The following is a 20,792-nucleotide window of genomic DNA, read 5'->3' on the forward strand; positions in this document are numbered from 1 at the left end:
ACTCGCGGGAACATACGGGGAACGAATCCGAACGCAGCCCCACAACACGGCGGTTGACGAGGCATCGTCACCATAGCTGGCGGCCCGTCAGCTGTCTGTACCGCCCACCGATGCCCCGCCGCCGTCAGACGTCCGCCGCTGTCAGGCGTTCGCCGCCGTCAGACGCCCCCCAGCCGTCAGGCGTCCGTCTCCGTCAGGCGTCCGTCTCGTTCTCGTCCTCGGGCTCGCCCGCCACCACCAGGCGCCGCAGATGCTCGGAGATCTCCGCGCGCGCCCCGGCGGGCAGTCCGTCGTCCGTGACCAGCGTGTCGATCTGTTCCAGCGCGGCGAACGAACTCAGGCCCACCGTGCCCCACTTGGTGTGGTCCGCGACCACGACGACACGCCGCGCCGACTGGACGAGCCGCCGGTTGGTCTCGGCCTCCGCCAGGTTCGGCGTGGACAGGCCGGCCTCCACCGATATGCCGTGCACACCCAGGAACAGCACGTCGAAGTGGAGCGCCGCGATCGCCTGGTCCGCGACGGGCCCCACCAGCGAGTCCGACGGCGTGCGCACGCCACCGGTCAGTACGACCGTCGCCGCTCCCTGCCGCTGTCCCGAGGTGCGCTGCGCCGCGTGGAAGACATCGGCCACCCGCACCGAGTTGGTCACGACCGTCAGATCCGGCACGTCGAGCAGCTGATGGGCGAGCGCGTAGGTCGTCGTGCCGCCCGACAGGGCGATCGCCGTGCCCGGTGCGACCATCGCCGCGGCGGCCCGCGCGATGTCCTCCTTGGCGGACAGCTCCAGACCCGATTTGGCCTCGAAGCCCGGCTCGTGCGTGCTCGCCTCGACCACCGGGACCGCTCCGCCGTGCACCTTCTCCACCACGCCCTGACGGGCGAGCGCGTCGAGATCGCGGCGGACCGTCATGTCCGACACGCCGAGTTTCCTGGTGAGTTCGTTGACGCGGACCCCGCCGCGCCGCCGGACCTCGTCGAGGATCAGAGCGCGCCGCTGCTCCGCGAGGAGGTTCTGATTCTCACTCACGTCCGCTCCGGTTCCCTTCGCCTCGACACGTCCGGCAGGTCCCCGAACCCCCTCCGACAAGGACATTCACCCTCACCTCCGGTCCATGGGATGCCCCATCCTCGCATGGGTCACCGCAGGTCGCGCCACTGCCTGTGGCGACGCGCACACGTCACGCTGCCATCTTCCGTGCGTCACTGTCACACGGATCGGGGAGATTCCGTGACGAGTGGTGCGCAACTGTCCCGGAGGCGGGACCCTTGTACCTGAACATGACACGTGCCGTACGGGCATCACGGGGGAAGCAGAACAGTGGAGCGTTCACAGAGGCATGCCTCGCCGCATGAGGCGAACGAAATTCCCGACTCCGAGCGGCGGCCCGCGACGGCCGGCACCGCTCTCGAACTCCTGGTCCACGGCGTCGGCGGTACGACGCCCCAGGAGATGCTCAACGATCCGCGCACCGTCCGGATCACCGGCGACGACACGGCCGCGGTCTTCCGCCGCGCCGACGACGTCGAAGCGGAGAAGGAGGCGGCGAAGCGGCTCGACCAGGCCCCGGGCAAACCGGTCCCCGAGGCGTACGTCTGGTGCAACCTCACGTCCGGCAACGGCTCCCGCGCCCTGTGGCTGCTGCTCCTGCCGTTCATGGTGGTCAACCTCGCCCACTGGATGCGCCCCACGGTCAGGGACAACCGGAAGCGCACGGTACGGCTCTACGGCCTGCTGGTCCGACTCGCCGGCCTGACCCTCACCGTGCTGCTGGTCGCCGCCGCCTGCGAGGTCGCCCTCGACCTGGCCGCCTGGCAGTGCGCGGGCACCGGCGGGTGCGCCCAGGAGCACTCCTGGCTGGGCTTCCTCTCCCCGGCCGGCCCCGACGCCGGCTGGTGGAGCCTGCCGGGCCGCCGACTCGCCCTCGCCGCCCTCGTGCCCGCCGCTCTCACCGTCCTCCTCTGGTATCTCTCGCACCGCACCTGGAGCGCGTACGAGTCCCAGCCGCCGATCGAGTACGGGTCCGAGTCCGACGACGAGACCGGCCGGGCCGGACTCGGCCGCCCGGGCTTCTGGTACGGACGCCGACTGGTCGCCCGGCTCCGCGCGGCGCACACCGCCGCGGGCCTGCTGACGATCGTCGCGGCGGTCGGCACCTCCGCCGCCCGCTACGACCGCGAGCCCGGCGGACCGCCCGTCCTGGAGGCGCTCGGCCGGATCGTGGAGGCGTCGCTCGTGGTGGGCGGGGTCGTCGTGGTGTGGGTGGTCTGCCGCCGTGGCCGCAGCGAGCACCGGCTCGACCGGCACCTCGACGCCGCCCTGGTGCGCTGGCTGCCCATCGGCTCGCTCGTCCTGCTCGCCCTCACCCTTGTGTACGCCGGCTGGTCGCGCCCCCAGTGGGTGTCGGGCGGCCAACTGCCCGGTGGCGCCGCGATCTTCGGCGGCATCGCACTCGTCCAGTGCCTGCTCGTGATCGTGCTCGGCGTGGTGGCCCACCTCCTGTACCGCGCCCACCCGGACCCCCGTACCGCGATGCGCGGTCTGGCCGGGCCCGCCGTCGCGATGCTGGCCTGCGCCCTGGGCGGCGTCATGTCCGGCGGGGTGGCCCAGCGAGTCGCCGACTGGCTGGACGGCACCGGAGGAACGATCGAGGGCCCGCCCGTCCTGCTGACCTGGCAGGCCTCCGTCATCCCGTCGCTGCTCATCGTCCTGCTCGCCCTCGTCGGCTGGCTGGCCAGGCGCACCGTACAACTGCGCCGCATCGAGACGGCCGCGGTGGATCAGGACTACGAGGACGAGCCCGCCGACACCGGGCGCACCCACCGCATCGCCCGTATGCGCGCCATGGCCGCTCTCACCGACCGGGCGCCCCGGATCATCGGCATCACCTCCATCGTGACCCTGCTCCTGGGCGCGCTGGCCCTGGTGGGCGCGATGACCACCGACGAGACGCCCGGCGAGGCCGCGCACGGTACGTACGCCGTCGTGGAGGGAGCTGCGGAGGCCGCGCAGGCGCTCGGTTCCTGGCTGATCGGCGTCGGCTTCATACTGTTCGTCACCTGGGGACGCCGCGCCTACAAGGACCCCTCTGCCCGACGCACGATCGGCATCCTGTGGGACGTCGGTACGTTCTGGCCGCGCGCGGCACACCCCTTCGCGCCCCCTTGCTACGCCGAGCGCGCCGTGCCGGACCTGACCTGGCGCATGGCGACCTGGACCAGTGCCACCGAGGGCCGGCGGCTCGTCCTCTCCGGTCACTCCCAGGGCAGCGTCCTCGCGGCGGCCGCGGCCTGGCAGCTCAAGCCTTCGGTGCGCAAGCGGGTCGCGCTGCTGACCTACGGCTCGCCACTGGAGCGGCTCTACGGGCGCTGGTTCCCGGCCCACTTCGGGCCCGACGCGCTCAGCGGGCTGCACCGCGAGGTCGACTGCTGGCGCAACCTGCACCGGGCCACCGACCCCATAGGCGGACCCATGCGCCTGCCCGGCGACTGCGGCCCCCAGGTCGACCGGGAGGCCCTGAAGGACCCTCTCGCGTACGGCCGCACCAAGGACCACCCGCTCCCCGCGCCGATCCTCGGCCACTCCGACTACCAGGCGGACCCCGCTTTCGCCGAGGAGCGGGAGAAGCTGCTCGCACGGCTCAGGCCGGAGGTGCCGGGGCCACGGGAGGACAGCGGACCCGAGGAGTCCCAGGAGCCCCGGCTGGAGCCGACGCCCATGTGAGGCTCGACGCCGAGGCGCGCATCGCCCGTGCGAGCCGGGCGATGCGCAGGGCCTCAGGGCAGCTCCGGCAGGTCCTCCGCGTACAGGAGGGTGAGGTCGTCCTTGCTCGGCTCGGGGAGCTGGGCGACCCGCCCCGCGTGCCGCTCCACCATCGCCTCGAAGGTCTGCCGCGCCGTGCGGCCGTTGCCGAACGCGGGCCCCTTCGGGATCGCCGTGAAGTACTTGATCAGCGCCTCGCCCGCACCCGGCGCGATCCGGTACTCGTGCTCCTCGGCCTGCTGCTCCACGATCCGCAGCAACTCCTCGGGGTCGTAGTCGCCGAAGGTGATGGTCCGTGAGAACCGGGACGCCACACCGGGGTTGACGGTCAGGAAGCGCTCCATCTCGGCCGTGTAGCCCGCGACGATCACCACCACCGCCTCCCGGTGGTCCTCCATCAGCTTCACGAGCGTGTCGATGGCCTCGCGGCCGAAGTCGCGCCCCGAGTCCTCCGGCGAGAGCGCGTACGCCTCGTCGATGAACAGCACTCCGCCGCGGGCCCGGTCGAAGGCCTCCTGCGTACGGATGGCCGTGGAGCCGATGTGCTCGCCGACCAGGTCCACCCGGGACACCTCGACGAGATGCCCCTTCTCCAGGACCCCGAGCGAGGCGAGGATCTCGCCGTACAGTCGGCCGACCGTCGTCTTGCCGGTGCCGGGAGAGCCCGTGAAGACCAGATGGCGTCGCGCCGAGGCCGCCTTGAGACCCGCCTGCTGGCGACGGCGGCCCACCTCGATCATGTCGGTGAGGGCCCGCACCTCGCGCTTGACGCTCTCCAGGCCCACCAGCGCGTCCAGTTCACCGAGCACGGCCGTCGACGAGCGCGCGGGCTGCTCGGGTTCCTGGGGAGCGACGAGCGGCTCCGGCTCGGTGACGCGCTGTCCCGGGATCGCTCCCAGCAGGCCGGGGGACTGGCTCGTGGTCTGTACGGCGGTCTCCGGCACCGGGGGCCGCACACTCGCGCTCTCGTCGCTCGTGCAGTCCTCGACCACGGGGCCCGTGCCGGACGCCTGGTCGCCGCCCGCGTCCGCGAACTCGTAACCACCGCGCGCACACCGCTCCGTACGGCACTTCTTCAGCGTCGTACGGCAACCGTCGAGCACATGGAAGCCGTATCCCTCGCTGCCCGTGACCCGGCAGCCGTTGAAGGTGCCGCGCCCGCCCGCCGACACGTAGAAGCCGGCCTCCGCGGGCGAGGTGACCGTGCACCGCTCGATGGTGGGGTCGGCGCCCTTGGTGACGATCACGCCCGTCTGAGTGCCGTCCACGGTGCAGCCGTTCAGCGTGCCGCCGCTGCCGTGGTCACGGAACCAGGCGCCCGTCGCCGCGTCCCGGATCCGGCAGTCGTCGAGCTGCGCGGTCGCGCCGTCGCTCACCGACACGGCGGTGTTGCGGACCTGAGAGATGTCGCTGTCGACGACGTCCGCGCGCGAGCCGCGGTCCAGGACGAACAGGGCGTCCGGCACGTCGTGCACCCGGCACGAGTCGAGTACGACCGTCGCGCCGTCGCTGACCCACACCGCGGGGTAGTCGCCCGTACTGTCGTGGATCTCGCACTGGTTGGCGTCCACGCGCGTGCCCGGGTCCCAGACCGACAGGCCGTTGCGCCCGAACTGCCGCACGGTGGAACGGGTCATGGTGAGGACCGAGCGGGACCGCAGGTCGACCGCGTTCTCCGGGATGTCGTGGATGCGGCAGTCGGCGAGGGTGAGGACGGCATCCGTGTCGAGCGTGATGCCGTCCGCGGTCGTACGGTGCACATCGCAGTCGGTCAGATGTGCCGTGGCCCGCGCGGTGACCTGTACTCCGCTGCCCCTGACCTCGTACACCTCGCAGCCGATGGCCTCCAGTGCGGACTGCTCGCCGGTCGCCGACAGGCCCGCGCCAGAGGTGTGGTGGATCCGGCACCGCTCCAGACGCGGATGGGCGCCGCCGCGCACGGAGACGCCCGACTGGCCGGCCGCGACGACCTCGCACTCCTCGAACACCCCGCCCCCGCCGTCCAGTACGGCGATACCGACACCCGCGGGGTTGTCGACGGTGCAGCGCCGCACCGTCGGACGAGCGCCGCCGCGCACCTCGATACCGGCCGCGGACCTGGTGACGATCCGGATGTCCATCAGCTCCGGTGTGCCCTCCTCGACGAGCAGGGCGGGCGCGGCCGAGTCCTGGCCCTCCACGAGCAGGTCCTGGACCACGGCGGAGGCGCGCACGGTGAGCGGTACCCCGTCGACGGGAGCGATGCGCACGGAACCGGGGGAGCCCTCGGGGCCGCGCAGCGTCACCGCCCGCTGGACGACGAGGTTCTCCCGGTAGGTTCCGGCGGCGACGGTGAGGACATCACCGTCGGCCGCGGCCTCCAGGGCGGCGGCGAGCGATGCGTACTCACCCGTGCGGCGCCGCCACCTCGACGTACCGGTGTGCGTCACCTGGACCGTGCCCTGTGCCATGGCGCTGCTGTGCCCCCACCTCGTCGTACGCGGGTCCTGAGAGGCTCTTCCCGACACCCGGCCGCGTCAACTCCGCGCACGGGGAACGAGAACAGCCTCTCACGACGGTGCCGAACATCTCGGCCGGTCCACCGTAGCGTGCGCGGAGCCGGCCGGTTGACCGGAGCTGCGAGGCCGTCAGCTGCCCGTGCCCGTCCTGCCCCAGTCCGGGCCTGCCTGCGACCATGCCTGGTCCAGACGGTCGTACCTGCGCCGCACCATGCGCCACACCACCAGCCGCCGGGAACCCTCGACGAGCCCCGCGCAGGCGACGGCCGTGCCGAACCCGGCCAGGACCGCATGCGTCGCCGCCGTCGCGGTGTCCAGCGGACGGCTGACTATTCGGCCGTGCAGGTCCGTCCAGACAGTGAAGTGGTCGCCGCGCCGCGGGGAGTTCAGGGCGGCCATGACCGTGTCCCGCCGCGCGGTGCCGTCGGGGGCCTTCCAGTCGGCGATGACACGGGTGTGCGAGTCACGCCCCGAGGACGTCTCCGGATCGGGGTCGAGCGGCGTGCGGTCCGCCTTCTTGACGACGGTCGCCACCACCGGATGGCGGTCCAGGCGCTGCTCGCGCACGGACTGCTGCAGGGCGTCCTCGGCGAGCCCGCCGATCAGGACACCGGCCAGGGGTGCCGCGACGAGGATCAGCAGCAGCGCCCCCAGCGCAAGCCACGCCTCGGCGAGATCCGTCGTACGCCGCAGCGGGTTGTGCCGCCAGCGCCAGAGTCCCCTGATGGCCCGCAACGTTCCGACCCCCTTCCGCGTCGGTGATAACCCCCACCGGAGTCGTTCACGCGCGGTGCCGGCGAAGAGAGAGCGAAGTCACCCCTCGCGCCCGGCCTCTCATGAACTTCTCACACAGGCTCAACGGGCATGCCGGGCGTCGGTGTTCCCACGGCGAGGGCCTATTCGAGTTGCCTATTCGAGGAGCCTGACCGGATCGCCCACGCGGACCGAGCCGGGGGACTCCGGCACGAGATTCTGCCCGAAGACGAGCTTGTCGCCGAATCGGCGGTGGCGGGCGAGGGTGCGCAGCGGCTCCCTGCCGCGCTCGGCGGTGCTCTGGTCGGTGGTGGTCACGACACAGCGCCCGCACATCTTCGCGACCCGGAAGGTGACCTCTCCGACGGCGATCCGGGACCAGTCGTCCTCGGCCCAGGGAGCGGTCCCCTCGATCACGACGTTCGGCCGGAAGCGGTTCATGGGCAGCGGGCCCTCTCCGGGCCGGTCACCCCGCGCGATCAGCGCGTTGAGGGCGTCGAGCGAGCCGAGCGTGGTGAGCAGCAGGGGATAGCCGTCGGCGAAACTGACCGTCTCGCCGGGCCGGGCGAACTCCGGGTCGATGGGCCTGCGCACGGCAGGGTCGTCGAGGTGTACGAGACGCACGCCGATGCCGAGATAGTCGCTGAACCAGGAGTGCGCCGAGGCGTCGGCGGCGACCCCCTCCACCTTGTCGTTCCAGATCTCCACCGTCGTCGTGCCGGTCGGCTCGGGCACGCGGACGGCGAGTGGCTCGCGGCCGGGCGCGGACAGCAAAATGCCGCCGTCGGGCCCTTGCTCGACGGCGGACAACGCCATGCGCGGCTGTGGACGTTGGGTGACGACCTTGTCGTTCTTGTCGATCAGCACCCAGCGCCGGTCACCCGCCAGACCCCACGGCTCCACGACGGCCTCGCGCAGGGCGTGACCCCCGGCCGCCTTCAGCGGATAGACGTGAATCGAGTGCAGCACCGGCTTCGACATGAGGTCATCGTGCCAGCGGACACGGACGACCTCGGCCGATTTTCCTCAGTAACCGCGGTACTGCTGATTGTTGTAGGGCTCCTGGTACGGGGCCGGGGCGGGACGCGGCGCGGCGGGACGCATCGCCTCGTAGCCCGTACCGCCCGCCATCGGACGCTGCGGCTGGGGAGCCTGCGGGCCCGGGTAGCCGCGCGGCGCACCGGCCTGCTGAGGGATGTACGGCGCGGCCTGTTGCAGCGGCGAGGGCTGTTGGGCCTGCGGGTAGGCGTACGACGGAGCCTGCTGGGAGGGCGCGGCAGGCAGTGCGGGCAGTGCTGACGGCAGCGCGGGCAGGTGACTGCCCGTGTCATAGGCCGCGGGGACCCGGATCGGGGCGATCTGCGGGGTTCCCCGCTCGGCCACGAGAGAGTCGTAGATCGGAGTGTCCGGGAAGGAGGCGGAGTAGTAACCGCCGCCATAGGTGGAGCGGGGGGAGGTCATGGCACATAAGTTAAGCCCACGATGTGCTGGTTGGGGAGACCGATAAGAGGGTTGTTTTCCGTGTCGGCCGTGACGTGGGATCGTCAATGCGAGCGAACTTGGCGAAAAGGGGCGGCGGCCGGTACTCAGTTCATGTAAAAGCCGAGTTCCAGGCGGGTTACTCGTGGGTTGGCCGTTGATCTCCCGCACCGGGTGATGGGCGTTCGCCGCTCGGGGGATTAGGTTGGCGCAGAACGGCTGAACGAGCCGGTTGAACTGAACCTGACGAGGCGCGGTCGTGCGCGGAGACACCCGATGGGGGCGGACATGTCAATGCCTAAGGGATCGAACGTTCCGGTGCCGACGACGGGACTGCGAGTCGAGCTGGGATGGCAGGCGGGCCCGGGCGTGCCGGACGCCGATGCCTCGGCTCTGCTACTGGCTTCCGGGAAGGTCCGCTCCGACGGGGACTTCGTCTTCTACAACCAGGCGAACCACTCCTCCGGCGCGGTGCGGCACGAGGGCAAGCAGAATGCCGGCGGCCAGGTGAACGACACGTTGTTCGTCGACCTCGCGCGCGTGGAGCCCGCGATCGAGACGGTGGTACTCGCCGCGTCCTCCGACGGCGGCACGTTCGGGCAGGTGCCCGGGCTCTACATCCGGGTCGTCGACGCACAGCAGGGCACGGAGATCGCGCGGTTCGACAGCGAGGGCGCGAGTGTCGAGACGGCCTTCGTGCTCGGGGAGTTCTACCGCCGCCAGGGCGCCTGGAAGTTCCGTGCGGTGGGGCAGGGCTACAGCAGCGGTCTCGCTGGACTGGCCACCGACTTCGGGATCTCGGTGGACGAACCGCAGCAGGCGGCGCCGGCTCCCGTGGCCCCGCCCGCTCCCGTGGCGCCGCCGGTCACCGTCCCGCCGGTCACGGCCGCGCCGGTGACACCGCCGCCCGCCCCACCCGCACCGCCCGCTCCTCCCACGGCCCCGGTACGCCTGACCAAGGTCACGCTCACCAAGGAGGCCCCGTCCGTCTCGCTGACCAAGCAGGGCGGCACCTCCGGTGTGATGCGAGTGAACCTCAACTGGCAGGTGCGCAAGCAGTTCTCGGGGTGGCAGGCCAAGCTGGGCCGGGCCGTCGCCATGCACGCGGACCTCGACCTCGACCTGTGCGCCCTGTACGAGCTCTCCGACGGCAGCAAGGGTGTCGTCCAGGCCCTGGGCAACGCCTTCGGGGCACTGCATCAGCCGCCGTTCATCCATCTCGACGGCGACGACCGCACCGGGGCCTCGACGAGCGGCGAGAACCTCAGCATCAACCTCGACCACACACGCAACTTCCGCCGCATTCTCATCTTCGTGACCATCTACGAAGGGGCACGTTCCTTCGCGGACCTGGACGCGACGGTCACCCTGCAGCCGCTGCACGGGGCGCCCGTCGACTTCTCGCTCGGCGAGTGCACCGTCCCCTCGACGGTGTGCGCGCTCGCCCTCATCACCAACACCGGCAGCGACCTCGTCGTCCAGCGCGAGGCCCGCTTCCTCGTCCCCGATCGCGGAGTGAGCCCGCAGCGCACCGTCGACTACGCGTACGGGTGGGGCATGAACTGGACGCCCGGCAGGAAGTGACCGGCGGGAGCCGTCCGGGCCGGGCATGACAGTTCAGGGCTGCTCGGGCGCCGCGTCGGGGCGGGCGTAGGTGCGGCCCTTCCAGGCCGCACCGCGCCCCCTGTAGTGCTGCACCGCGGAATCCACCGTCATGAGGAGGTACAGGAGCGCGGTGACCGGGAGCGACGGGGCGATCCAGAGCGGCTGGCGGTAGTACCGGAGCATCGGCAGGTACGTCATGGTCATCAGCAGCCACGCCAGCCCGCCCGCCACCGCCGCAGCGGAGTTGCCGGCCGCGAGGCCCACGCACAGCGCCACGGGCGGCACCAGGTAGACGACGGCGAGACCGGCCACCGTCCCGGCCAGCACCAGCGGGTTGTGCCGCAGCTGGGCGTACGCGCTGCGGGAGACCATCCGCCACAGATCGTGCAGCCGCGGGTAGGGGCGCACGCTGTCGACGTGTTCCGCGAGCCCCAGCCAGATGTGCCCTCCGGAGCCCTTCACCGCCCGCGCCACCGCGACGTCGTCGATCACCGCGTGCCGGACGGCGTCCGGGATCCTCGCCCGCTCGGCGGCCTCGGTACGCAGCAGGACACAGCCGCCCGCCGCGGCCGCGGTCCGCGACCCCTTCACGGCGATCCACCGGAACGGATACAGCTGGGCGAAGAAGTACACGAACGCGGGCACCACGAGCCGCTCCCAGACGCTCTCCACCCGCAGCCGGGCCATCTGGGACACGAGATCGAAGCCCCCGCCACGGGCCGCGGCCACCAACTCCCGCAGGCTGTCCGGCGCGTGCGCGATGTCGGCGTCCGTCAGCAGCAGATACTCGGGTGCACGCGCGCGTGCCAGACCGATGCCGTGGCGCACCGCCCAGAGCTTGCCGGTCCAGCCCGCGGGCGGCTCCCCGGGCGAGCCGACGGTGAGTGGCAGCCCGCCGTGCCGCCGAGCCAGTTCACGGGCCAGCTCCCCGGTGCCGTCCGAACTGCCGTCGTCCACGAGGAAGATCTCGGCCCGTCCCGGATAGTCCTGCGCGAGGAGCGAGGGCAGGCTGTCCGGCAGCACGGCGGCCTCGTCCCGCGCCGGTACGACGACACACACGGACGGCCAGTCGTCCGGCTCCCGGCGCGGCGGCAGCCGCATGTCCGTACGCCAGAAGAAGCCCTGGCCCAGGAGCAGCCACAGCCAGGCGGCGAGTGATCCGACGGCGGTCCACACAAGGGCGCTCACCCGTCGCAGTCTGCCCCACCCCGGAGGCCCGTCGAGGCGGATCGTCTATGGTGACCGGGTGAAGATCGCGCTCATGGACTCCGGAATCGGACTGCTCGCGGCGGCCACCGCGGTACGTCGTCTGCGGCCCGACGCGGAGCTCGTTCTCTCCTCGGACCCGGGCAGCATGCCGTGGGGACCCCGCACACCCGAGGACGTGACCGCCCGCGCCCTCGCCGTCGCCGAGGCGGCTGCCGCGCACCGGCCCGACGCCCTGATCGTCGCCTGCAACACCGCCTCCGTGCGCGCCCTGCCCGCGCTGCGCGCCCGCCTTGAGCCGGGGGTGCCCGTCATCGGCACGGTCCCCGCGATCAAGCCGGCCGCCGCGGGCGGCGGACCCGTCGCGATCTGGGCGACGCCCGCCACCACCGGCAGCCCCTACCAGCGCGGCCTCATCCGGGAGTTCGCCGACGGGGTGTCCGTCACCGAAGTGCCCTGCCCCGGCCTTGCCGACGCGGTGGAGCACGCGGACCAGTCCGGCATCGACGCCGCGATCGCCGCTGCCGCGGCACGTACCCCCGACGATGTAAGGGCCGTCGTCCTGGGCTGCACCCATTACGAACTGGTCGCCGAACGGATCCGCGCGGCGGTGCAACGGCCGGGTGCCGCCCCGCTCGTCCTGCACGGCTCCGCAGGCGCGGTGGCCGCCCAGGCCTTGCGCCGGATCGGTGAGCACCCGGCCCCCGAGGCGCCTGCACACGGCAGCCTCACCGTGTTGCTCGGCGGACGCGAGGGGACGCTGACCGAGACCGCGTTGACGTACGAAGAGGGCCGTCTGCTGCAGGCCATGAGCCCCGCCCGCTGAGCCTCCGGCCACGAAGCGGAAACCTCGCGTCCACCCGGAGCAGTAACAGCCCGCAACCTGGTGCCCGCATCGCGGAACCTGAGTACGCTCTCTGGCATGAGGGACCACCCCCACGGCGAACCGGGCGCTGCCGACGCCCCGCACCCCGAGGTATGGCACGGCCGCGCTTCCAATCGTGTGCAGTGGCTGCTCGCGAGCGGTGGTGCCGCTTGTCTGGCGCTCGGTATCGAGCTGGCCGTCGACTCGACCTGGACGTCCGGCGTAGCCCCTCTCGTCATGTCCGTGGTCGGCTGCATCGCCGCGGGACTCCTGGTGCTCTTCGGCACCCTCGCGTTCGTGCATGTCGCCGTGAAGGTCGACAAGGACTGCCTTGAGGTGCGCTGCGGCCACATGGGTCTCCCGCGTCGCCGCATCCCGCTGTCGCACATCATCGGCGCCGACTTCGCGCCCCGGGTGACGCCCCGGCAGTGGGGCGGCTGGGGCTACCGCTGGCGGCCCGAACAGGGGACCGCCGTGGTGGTCCGGCGCGGCGAGGGCCTGGTGCTCCGGCTCGGCGACGGCCATACGTTCACGATCACGGTGGACAACGCGGAGGCGGCCGTACGGGACATCCGCCGTCGGCTGAAGGCGGCAGCCTCGGGCACGACCCGCTGACCGCGGAACAGATCCCGCCCTGCTGACTGCGAGAAGGGTTCGGCGTCCCGCGGCGTCCCGCGCAAGAGGTTCGGCTTCCCGCGGCTCTCACGGGGACAGCGGGTCCTTCCGGGCGCGTCCACCGGGCTCCATCGCGTTCCGCGGCGCCTCTTCGAGCATGGGACGTGCCGTGGCGAGGCCCGCGAGCAGGCCCGCGCCCGCCGTCACCGAGGTGAAGCTCAGCGCGTTGCCGACCGCGGCGATCGCGGCCAGAGCCGTCAGGGCCGCACCCGCGGTGAGCACGACCGGTGTCGGGCGCGGCGACCGCCACAGGGCGTACAGGACCCAGCAGAACACCGCGGCCAGCAGCGCCACGCCGACCACGCCCTGTTCGGCCGCCTGCTGGAAGGGTGCCGAGTGGGGTTTGCCGTCGGGCAGCAGCGACTGCGTGACGGTCGGGCTCAGTTCGGAGAACCGGCCGGGTCCCACGCCCAGCCCCGGCTCCCGGCCGGCCATGTCGAGCGCGTCCTGCCACAGCAGTACGCGGTGCTGGGTGAGCTGCCCTTCGAGCGACGTGGTGAGTCCGTCCGGCAGTACGTTCTCGGCCACCGCCCAGGTCGCCCCGGTCACCAGGACCGCGGCCAGGGCGAGACCGCCGAGCCCCAGGCCGCGGTGTTGCATACGGTCGGCGGCCAGGGAGCACAGCAGCACCGCCAGACAGGCCGCGAAGCCCGACGTCGACCCCAGGACGGCCGCGGTCGCCGCGATGCCGGCGGCCAGCAGACGGAGCACGAGCCGCAGTCCCGGCGGACGGGCTGCCCAGGCCGCGCAGCACGCGGACCCCGCGGAGACGGCCAGCAGCGCGGCGGTGGCGCCGGTCTGCCCGAGCGGCGAGATCACCTGCGTTCCCTGAGTGGTGTGCGGGGAGGCCACCGCCAGACCGAGTCCGGCGAGCGCGCCCGCACAGGGTGCGGCGACCGGCAGGAGCTCTCCGCAGATCCGACCCGAGGCGTAACCGGCGGCGACGGCGAGCACCGCGAGGAGCACGCCTTCGGGGCGCCCGCCATGAGCTGCCGCCGTGATCAGGGACCAGGCCGCGCAGGCCCCCAGCACGACCACGCCCGTCGCGTCCGACGCGCTGCGTCTCTCGTGCGCCGACGCCGGACCGGCCGCCGACGCCATTCCTGTGGACCCCACCCCGTCGCCCCCGGCCTGTGAAGGGCCCCGACCGCCCGGCCGGCCTGCCACGGCCCGTACGTCAGAGGCTCCGGCACACCGTAACGGGTGATGCGCCGGTTTGTGGACGAGTTGCGCAGAAACGATGCAGCAGGTGGGAGGGGAGTGCCCGGGCAGGTGATCAGGGCCGCGCTGTCGGCGCCGTGACCACCCGCCGTACACTCCGGGGGTGACCGTCACAGCAACCTCCGTAGACGAGCCGGAACAGCTCGAACCGCAGGCCCGGCCCGTTTCGCGGGTGATCCGGCTGATGCGGCGGCTCGCTCCGGCCGCCACCGCGGCACTCTCCGGAGTGCTGCTCTACGTCAGCTTCCCGCCGCGCACGCTGTGGTGGCTGGCCCTGCCGGCCTTCGCGGTCTTCGGCTGGTTGCTGCGGGGCCGCACCTGGAAGGCGGGCCTCGGTCTCGGCTACCTCTTCGGCCTCGGCTTCCTGCTGCCCCTGCTCGTGTGGACCGGCGTGGAGGTCGGGCCCGGGCCGTGGATCGCGCTGGTCGTCATCGAGGCGGTGTATGTGGCGCTCGTCGGCGCCGGTATCGCGGCCGTGTCGAAGCTGCCGGGCTGGCCCCTGTGGGCCGCCGCCCTGTGGATCGCGGGCGAGGCGGCACGCGCGCGTGCCCCGTTCGGCGGCTTCCCCTGGGGAAAGATCGCCTTCGGCCAGGCGGACGGCGTCTTCCTGCCGCTCGCCGCGCTGGGCGGCACCCCGGTGCTCGGATTCGCGGTCGTCCTGTGCGGCTTCGGCCTGTACGAGATCGTCCGCCTGGCCGTCGAGACGCGGCGCACCCGTGCCGTACGACGCGGAGCCGCCGCGGTGGCCCTCCTCAGCTTCCTCCTCCCCGTGCTCGGCGCCTTCGCCGCGCGGCCCCTGGTCAGCGACAAGGCCGAGAACGGCACCGCGACCGTCGCCGTCATCCAGGGCAACGTGCCGCGCGCGGGCCTCGACTTCAACTCCCAGCGGCGCGCGGTCCTCGACTACCACGCCCGGGAGACCGAGCGCCTCGCCGCGCGGATCAAGGCGGGCAAGGCGGCCCAGCCCGACTTCGTGCTGTGGCCGGAGAACTCCTCCGACATCGACCCGTTCCGCAACCCCGACGCCTACGCCGTGATCGACAAGGCGGCCAAGGCGATCGGCGCGCCCATCTCGGTCGGCGGCGTCGTCGAGAAGAACGGCAAGCTCTACAACGAGCAGATCCTCTGGGACCCGCAGAAGGGGCCCGGCGCCACGTACGACAAGCGGCAGGTCCAGCCGTTCGGTGAGTACCTCCCGATGCGGTCGCTCATCGGAGCCATCAACGACAACTGGACCTCCATGGTCCGCCAGGACTTCAGCCGCGGCACCGAGCCGGGAGTCTTCACCATGGCGGGCACCCAGGTCGGCCTCGCGACCTGCTACGAAGCCGCCTTCGACTGGGCTGTCCGCGACACCGTCACCCACGGCGCACAGATGATCTCCGTGCCGAGCAACAACGCCACGTTCGACCGCAGCGAGATGACCTACCAGCAGCTCGCGATGTCCCGGATCCGCGCCGTCGAGCACAGCCGCACCGTCACCGTCCCGGTGACCAGCGGCGTCAGCGCCGTGATCATGCCGGACGGGAAGATCACCCAGCGGACCGGCATGTTCGTGGCGGACTCCCTGGTCCAGAAGGTGCCGCTGCGCTCTTCCGAGACGCCCGCCACGCGGGTCGGAATCGCGCCGGAAATGTTCTTGGTGCTGATCGCCGTGGGCGGCCTCGGCTGGGCCGTGACGGCCGCGGTACGCGGACGGCGCGCCGGAGACGCGTAGCCGTACGCCGGCAGTGTGCTGCTCGTACGCGTCCGGAATGCGCCGAGCCGGCGAAACCGGGCCGTTAGGGTCGGCCCATGGCTACTCCTGACTTCATTCGTACGATCCGGGCCACCGCCGGCCAACAACTCCTCTGGCTCCCCGGAGTCACCGCCGTCGTCTTCGACGACGCGGGCAGAGTGCTGCTGGGGCGCCGGGCCGACACCGGCAAGTGGGCCGTCATCGCCGGAATGTCGGACCCGGGGGAGCAGCCCGCGGCCTGCGCCGTGCGGGAGGTGTACGAGGAGACGGGCGTCCGGTGTGTCGCCGAGCGCGTCGTGCTCGTACAGGCCCTGACGCCGACCACGTACCCGAACGGCGACATCTGCCAGTTCATGGACATCACCATCCGGTGCCGGGCCGTCGGCGGTGAGGCCCGTGTCAACGACGACGAATCGCTGGAGGTCGGCTGGTTCGACGTGGACGCGCTGCCGGAGCTGACCGAGCACGGACTGTTCCGGATCAAGCAGGCGTTGTCCGACGAGCCCACGTGGTTCGAACCCATGCCCTGAGCGCGAAGTGTGGGTTGCGGCCACATCGGTCGGGGCGTGGCCGCTGCCTAGGGTCGGGGCATGACCGCGCCCAGCGCCCTCGCAGGCCCCCACGCCCCGTCCCTCGGCCTCGGCGGCCGTACCGCCCTCGTCACCGGCGCCGCGGGCGGCATCGGCCGCGCCTGCGCACTGCGGCTCGCCGCGGCCGGGGCCAAGGTACGGGCGGTCGACCGGGACGCCGGGGGACTGGACACCCTCACCGAACAGGCCAACGGCCTCGCGGGCACGGTCGAAGCGCACGTCCTCGACCTCATCGACCTGGACGCCGCGGAGTCCGCCGCGGCCGGCACCGACATCCTCGTCAACAACGCCGGGCTCCAACTGGTGCGCCCCATCGAGGAGTTCCCGCCCGACACCTTCCACACCGTGCTGACCGTGATGCTGGAGGCCCCGTTCCGGCTGATCCGCGGGGCACTGCCGCACATGTACGGGCAGGGGTGGGGCCGGATCGTCAATGTGTCGTCCGTACATGGTCTCCGCGCCTCCGCCTTCAAGTCGGCGTATGTGGCGGCGAAACACGGTCTGGAGGGCCTCTCCAAGACCGCGGCCCTGGAAGGCGCTCCCCACGGAGTCACCTCGAACTGTGTGAACCCCGCCTATGTGCGCACTCCACTGGTGGAGAAGCAGCTCGCCGACCAGGCCGCCGCCCACGGCATCCCCCGGGAGCGGGTGCTCGGCGAGATCCTGCTTCAGGACAGCGCGGTCAAGCGCCTTATCGAACCGGACGAGGTCGCCGAGGCCGTGGCATACCTGTGCGGCCCTGCCGCGTCCTTCGTCACCGGGACCTCACTGGTCCTCGACGGCGGCTGGACCGCGCACTGAGCACGAGTTGTCCACAGGGCTGGTCAGGCTGTCGGTGCGACGGGTAATCCTGGTGGACATGTCTCGCGATCAATTGCAGTCCGCCGAGCGCTCCGAGGCGAGCGCCGAAGCGCCGTTCCTGGAGCTGCTGGCCCGGGGCGCGTCCGCCGACGCCTACGAGCAGCCGGTGCTGCTCGCCCGCGCGGACGGGCTGCCGCCCGACCGGATCTCCGCCCTGGAGCGCGCCAAGCTCCTCGCCCTGCGCGTGCGCTCGGAGATGGAGGGGCGCCGCAGACGCGAGGCCGAACTGTCCGCGCTCTTCGAGACGGCCCACGACCTGGCGGGACTGCGCGACCTCGACGCCGTGCTCCAGGCGATCGTGCAGCGCGCCCGCTCCCTGCTGGGCACGGACATCGCGTATCTGAGCCTGAACGACCCGGCGGAGGGCGACACGTACATGCGGGTCACCGAGGGGTCGGTCGCGGCGCGCTTCCAGCAGCTGCGGCTCGGCATGGGGGAGGGCCTCGGCGGACTCGTCGCCCAGACGGCCCGCCCCTATGTCACCGACGACTACTTCCAGGACGACCGCTTCCAGCACACCCCGACCATCGACGCGGGCGTACGGGACGAGGGCCTGGTGGCGATCCTCGGCGTGCCCCTCATGCTCGGGCCGCACGTCATCGGCGTCCTCTTCGCCGCCGACCGCCGGGCGCGGGTCTTCGAGCGGGAACAGATCGCCCTGCTCGGCTCGTTCGCCGCTCTGGCCGCCGCCGCCATCGACACCGCGAACCTGCTCACCGAGACCCGCGAGGCACTGGCCGACCTGGAGCGGGCCAACGAGATCATCCGCGACCGCAGCGGGGTCATCGAGCGGGCCTCCGGCGTCCACGACCGGCTGGCCGAGCTGGTCCTGCGGGGCGGTGGGGTCCACGACGTGTCCGCCGCGGTCTCCGAGATCCTCGACGGCAGTGTGCAGTTCACGGACGCCGGCACCGCGCCCGGTGACGCCCTGGAGGTGTCGCGGGCCGAGGGACACGCGGTCCGGCACGGGGACGACTGGGTCGCGGCCGTTACCGCCGGCGGCGAGCTGCTCGGCGCGCTGGTGCTGCGCGGCCATCCGGGGCTCGACCCCGTCGACCAGCGCACTCTGGAGCGGGCGGCCATGGTCACCTCGCTCCTGCTGCTGGCCCGGCGCTCGGCCTCCGAGGCCGAACAACGCGTCCGCGGCGAGCTGCTGGACGATCTGCTCGACGCGCGGGACCGCGATCCCCGGCTGCTGCGCGAGCGCGCCGCCCGGCTGGACGCCGACCTGGACGCCACCCACGTGGTGCTGGCCTCCCGCCTGGACGCCACGGCAGCCGACGCGGACCACGAGGCCGCCGCCCGCCGCAGACTGTGGTCCGCCGCGTCCCACCTCGCCGCCACCCGGCACGGACTGGCCGCCGCACGCGACGGCGGCACTGTCCTGCTGCTGCCCCTGAGCCCCGGCGACACCGCGACGGAGCTGGCCCGTCGCACGGCCATGGAGCTGGGCACCGCCGTGCACGAGGCGGTCACCGTCGGCGCCTCGGCACCGGTCCAGGACCTCGCCGCCCGCCCGGACACCGTGGCCGAGGCGTACACCGAAGGGCAGCGATGCCTCGAAGCGCTGCGGCTGCTCGGCCGTGCCGGGGACGGCGCCGCCGCTGAGGACTTCGGGTTCCTGGGGCTGCTGCTCGCCGGGAGCAGGGACATCTCCGGCTTCGTGGAGCGCACCATCGGCCAGGTCGTCACGTACGACGAGAAGCGCGGCACCGACCTCCTGCACACCCTCGACGCGTACTTCGCCTGCGGCATGAGCCCCGCACGCACCAAGGGCGAGCTGCACGTCCACGTCAACACGGTCGCGCAGCGCCTGGAACGGGTGGGCCGCCTGCTCGGCCCCGACTGGCAGAGCCCTGCCCGGACGCTGGAGATCCAACTCGCCCTGCGGCTGCACCGGTTGACGTCCACCGGACAGCACTGACTTCCGTACGCGCGGGTGACCCCCGTACGCGCGGGCGCACGGGGGTCGGTCCGGGGCCACCGGCTCAGACGGTATGGGCGTCCTCGGCGCGGGCGGACGCCTTCGCGTCGGCTGCCTCGGCACCGTCGGTTCCCTCCACGTCCGCGAGGTCGCGGTGCCGGGTCTCCTTCGCCACGCCCACCGCGATCAGTGTCAGCACGACCGCCCCGATCACGTACAGGGCGATGGGTGTGGAGCTGTCGTAGTCCGCGAGGAGCGCGGTCGCGATGAGCGGTGCGGGCGCGCCCGCGGCGACCGACGCGAACTGCGCGCCGATCGAAGCGCCGGAGTAGCGCATGCGGGTCGCGAACATCTCCGAGAAGAAGGCGGCCTGCGGCGCGTACATGGCTCCGTGCAGGACCAGGCCCACGGTCACGGCGAGGATCAGGTTCCCGAAGGTCCCGGTGTCGATGAGCGAGAAGAACGGGAACATCCACAGACCGATACCGGCCGCGCCCAGCAGATACACCGGCCGACGGCCCACGCGGTCGGACAGGGCGCCCCACAGCGGGATGACGGCGAAGTGGACGGCGGACGCGATGAGCACCGCGTTCAGCGCGGTCTGCTTGGACAGACCGGCCGAGGTGGTGGCGTACACGAGGATGAAGGCGGTGATCACGTAGTAGCTGATGTTCTCCGCCATGCGCGCGCCCATGGCGATCAGGACGTCCCGCCAGTGGTGGCGAAGCACGGACACCAGCGGCAGCTTCTCGGCGGCACCGCCCTGGGTCGCCTTGCGTGCCTCGGCCTGGGCGAGGGCCGCCTTGAAGACGGGTGATTCATCGACAGACAGACGAATCCACAAACCGACGATCACCAGCACACCCGACAGCAGGAACGGAATGCGCCAGCCCCAGGAGGTGAAGGCGGCGTCCGACAGCACGGCGGTCAGCAGCGACAGCACGCCCGTCGCCAGCAACTGCCCGGCGGGCGCCCCGGTCTGCGGCCACGAGGCCCAGAACCCCCGCCGCCGCGCGTCCCCGTGCTCCGACACGAGCAGCACCGCGCCGCCCCACTCCCCGCCCAGCGCGAAGCCCTGCACCAGGCGCAGCACGGTCAGCAGCACCGGCGCCGCCGTGCCGACGGTCGCGTGCGTGGGCAGCAGCCCGATCGCGAAGGTCGCCCCGCCCATCAGCAGCAGACTCAGGACCAGCAGCTTCTTGCGCCCGAGCCGGTCGCCGTAGTGCCCGAAGACAAGCGCCCCGAGCGGCCTCGCGGCGAAGCCCACCGCGTACGTCAGGAACGACAGCAGCGTGCCGACGAGCGGGTCGGAGTCCGGGAAGAAGACCTTGTTGAAGACGAGCGCGGCGGCGGATCCGTACAGGAAGAAGTCGTACCACTCGATGGTGGTGCCGATGAGGCTCGCGGCGACGATGCGCTTGAGGCTGGCGGTGGGTGGGGGAGCGGTTGCGGGGGAGGACATCGGCACCACTTCCAAGTGGTCGGCGGGGACGTTTTCGTGTCGCCACACCGTAGGAAGGCGCAGGTCAGCGGCACATGTGGTGGGACACCATAGTTCTGGGTGTGGGCATGAGTGTGGCCACCATGGGGACTCTGCCAGGGGCTACGTCTGGG

General features: G+C 72.1%; 16 protein-coding genes. 8 read left to right on the plus strand and 8 right to left on the minus strand.

All coding sequences use genetic code 11. From position 1 onward, the window contains the following. Positions 1-193: 193 nt before the first annotated feature. Entirely contained in the window at positions 194-1,030 is an 837-nt protein-coding gene (locus AOK17_RS01305) for a DeoR/GlpR family DNA-binding transcription regulator (RefSeq protein WP_055610371.1), read from the minus strand. A 291-nt stretch (positions 1,031-1,321) separates the two neighbouring features. On the opposite strand from AOK17_RS01305, the gene AOK17_RS01310 reads away from it, so the two are divergent. Beyond that, positions 1,322-3,724 carry a hypothetical protein gene (locus tag AOK17_RS01310; RefSeq protein ID WP_425424583.1) on the plus strand — a complete coding sequence of 801 codons (2,403 nt, stop codon included), beginning with the start codon at positions 1,322-1,324 and terminating at the stop codon, positions 3,722-3,724. Positions 3,725-3,777: 53 nt separating this feature from the next. Here AOK17_RS01310 and AOK17_RS01315 read toward each other — a convergent pair whose 3' ends face one another. The 4 genes from AOK17_RS01315 to AOK17_RS01330 all read right to left on the minus strand — a co-directional run bounded on the left by AOK17_RS01315 (position 3,778) and on the right by AOK17_RS01330 (position 8,475). After that, entirely contained in the window at positions 3,778-6,213 is a 2,436-nt protein-coding gene (locus tag AOK17_RS01315; protein ID WP_055610372.1) for a right-handed parallel beta-helix repeat-containing protein, read from the minus strand. 177 nt (positions 6,214-6,390) lie between these two features. Further along, positions 6,391-6,996, minus strand: coding sequence for an Rv1733c family protein (locus AOK17_RS01320; protein ID WP_055610373.1), 606 nt, complete (start codon positions 6,994-6,996; stop codon positions 6,391-6,393). A gap of 174 nt (positions 6,997-7,170) precedes the next feature. Further along, positions 7,171-7,995: an MOSC domain-containing protein gene (locus tag AOK17_RS01325; protein WP_055610374.1), complete on the minus strand. Its 825-nt coding sequence runs from the start codon at positions 7,993-7,995 to the stop codon at positions 7,171-7,173. 45 nt (positions 7,996-8,040) lie between these two features. Next, entirely contained in the window at positions 8,041-8,475 is a 435-nt protein-coding gene (locus AOK17_RS01330) for a DUF6643 family protein (protein WP_055610375.1), read from the minus strand. A gap of 294 nt (positions 8,476-8,769) precedes the next feature. On the opposite strand from AOK17_RS01330, the gene AOK17_RS01335 reads away from it, so the two are divergent. Continuing rightward, positions 8,770-10,077 carry a TerD family protein gene (locus AOK17_RS01335; RefSeq protein WP_245696971.1) on the plus strand — a complete coding sequence of 436 codons (1,308 nt, stop codon included), beginning with the start codon at positions 8,770-8,772 and terminating at the stop codon, positions 10,075-10,077. 33 nt (positions 10,078-10,110) lie between these two features. Here AOK17_RS01335 and AOK17_RS01340 read toward each other — a convergent pair whose 3' ends face one another. Then, positions 10,111-11,286 (minus strand): glycosyltransferase, encoded by a 1,176-nt coding sequence (locus tag AOK17_RS01340; protein ID WP_206190645.1) that lies wholly within the window; start codon positions 11,284-11,286, stop codon positions 10,111-10,113. A gap of 58 nt (positions 11,287-11,344) precedes the next feature. On the opposite strand from AOK17_RS01340, the gene AOK17_RS01345 reads away from it, so the two are divergent. After that, complete coding sequence (locus AOK17_RS01345) at positions 11,345-12,130, plus strand: glutamate racemase (RefSeq protein WP_245696972.1); 786 nt, start codon at positions 11,345-11,347, stop codon at positions 12,128-12,130. A gap of 96 nt (positions 12,131-12,226) precedes the next feature. After that, on the plus strand, positions 12,227-12,784 hold the full coding sequence (locus AOK17_RS01350; RefSeq protein WP_055610377.1) for a hypothetical protein: 558 nt from the start codon (positions 12,227-12,229) through the stop codon (positions 12,782-12,784). A gap of 87 nt (positions 12,785-12,871) precedes the next feature. On the opposite strand, the gene AOK17_RS01355 is transcribed toward AOK17_RS01350, so the two are convergent. Next, complete coding sequence (locus AOK17_RS01355; RefSeq protein ID WP_079052726.1) at positions 12,872-13,945, minus strand: O-antigen ligase family protein; 1,074 nt, start codon at positions 13,943-13,945, stop codon at positions 12,872-12,874. Between the two features lie 223 nt (positions 13,946-14,168). Between AOK17_RS01355 and lnt the strand changes: the two genes are divergently transcribed. The 4 genes from lnt to AOK17_RS01375 all read left to right on the plus strand — a co-directional run bounded on the left by lnt (position 14,169) and on the right by AOK17_RS01375 (position 19,178). Then, positions 14,169-15,782 carry an apolipoprotein N-acyltransferase gene (gene lnt, locus AOK17_RS01360; RefSeq protein WP_055610379.1) on the plus strand — a complete coding sequence of 538 codons (1,614 nt, stop codon included), beginning with the start codon at positions 14,169-14,171 and terminating at the stop codon, positions 15,780-15,782. A gap of 77 nt (positions 15,783-15,859) precedes the next feature. After that, on the plus strand, positions 15,860-16,333 hold the full coding sequence (locus AOK17_RS01365; RefSeq protein ID WP_055610380.1) for an NUDIX hydrolase: 474 nt from the start codon (positions 15,860-15,862) through the stop codon (positions 16,331-16,333). Between the two features lie 60 nt (positions 16,334-16,393). Continuing rightward, positions 16,394-17,194, plus strand: a complete 801-nt coding sequence (locus AOK17_RS01370) for a 3-hydroxybutyrate dehydrogenase (RefSeq protein WP_055610381.1) — start codon at positions 16,394-16,396, stop codon at positions 17,192-17,194. 58 nt (positions 17,195-17,252) lie between these two features. Beyond that, complete coding sequence (locus AOK17_RS01375) at positions 17,253-19,178, plus strand: helix-turn-helix domain-containing protein (protein WP_055610424.1); 1,926 nt, start codon at positions 17,253-17,255, stop codon at positions 19,176-19,178. A 64-nt stretch (positions 19,179-19,242) separates the two neighbouring features. Here AOK17_RS01375 and AOK17_RS01380 read toward each other — a convergent pair whose 3' ends face one another. Continuing rightward, on the minus strand, positions 19,243-20,640 hold the full coding sequence (locus tag AOK17_RS01380) for an MFS transporter (RefSeq protein WP_055610382.1): 1,398 nt from the start codon (positions 20,638-20,640) through the stop codon (positions 19,243-19,245). Positions 20,641-20,792 lie beyond the last annotated feature (152 nt).

It is taken from the genome of Streptomyces phaeochromogenes, from assembly GCF_001418655.1.
GTDB classification, from domain to species: Bacteria; Actinomycetota; Actinomycetes; order Streptomycetales; family Streptomycetaceae; genus Streptomyces; species Streptomyces phaeochromogenes.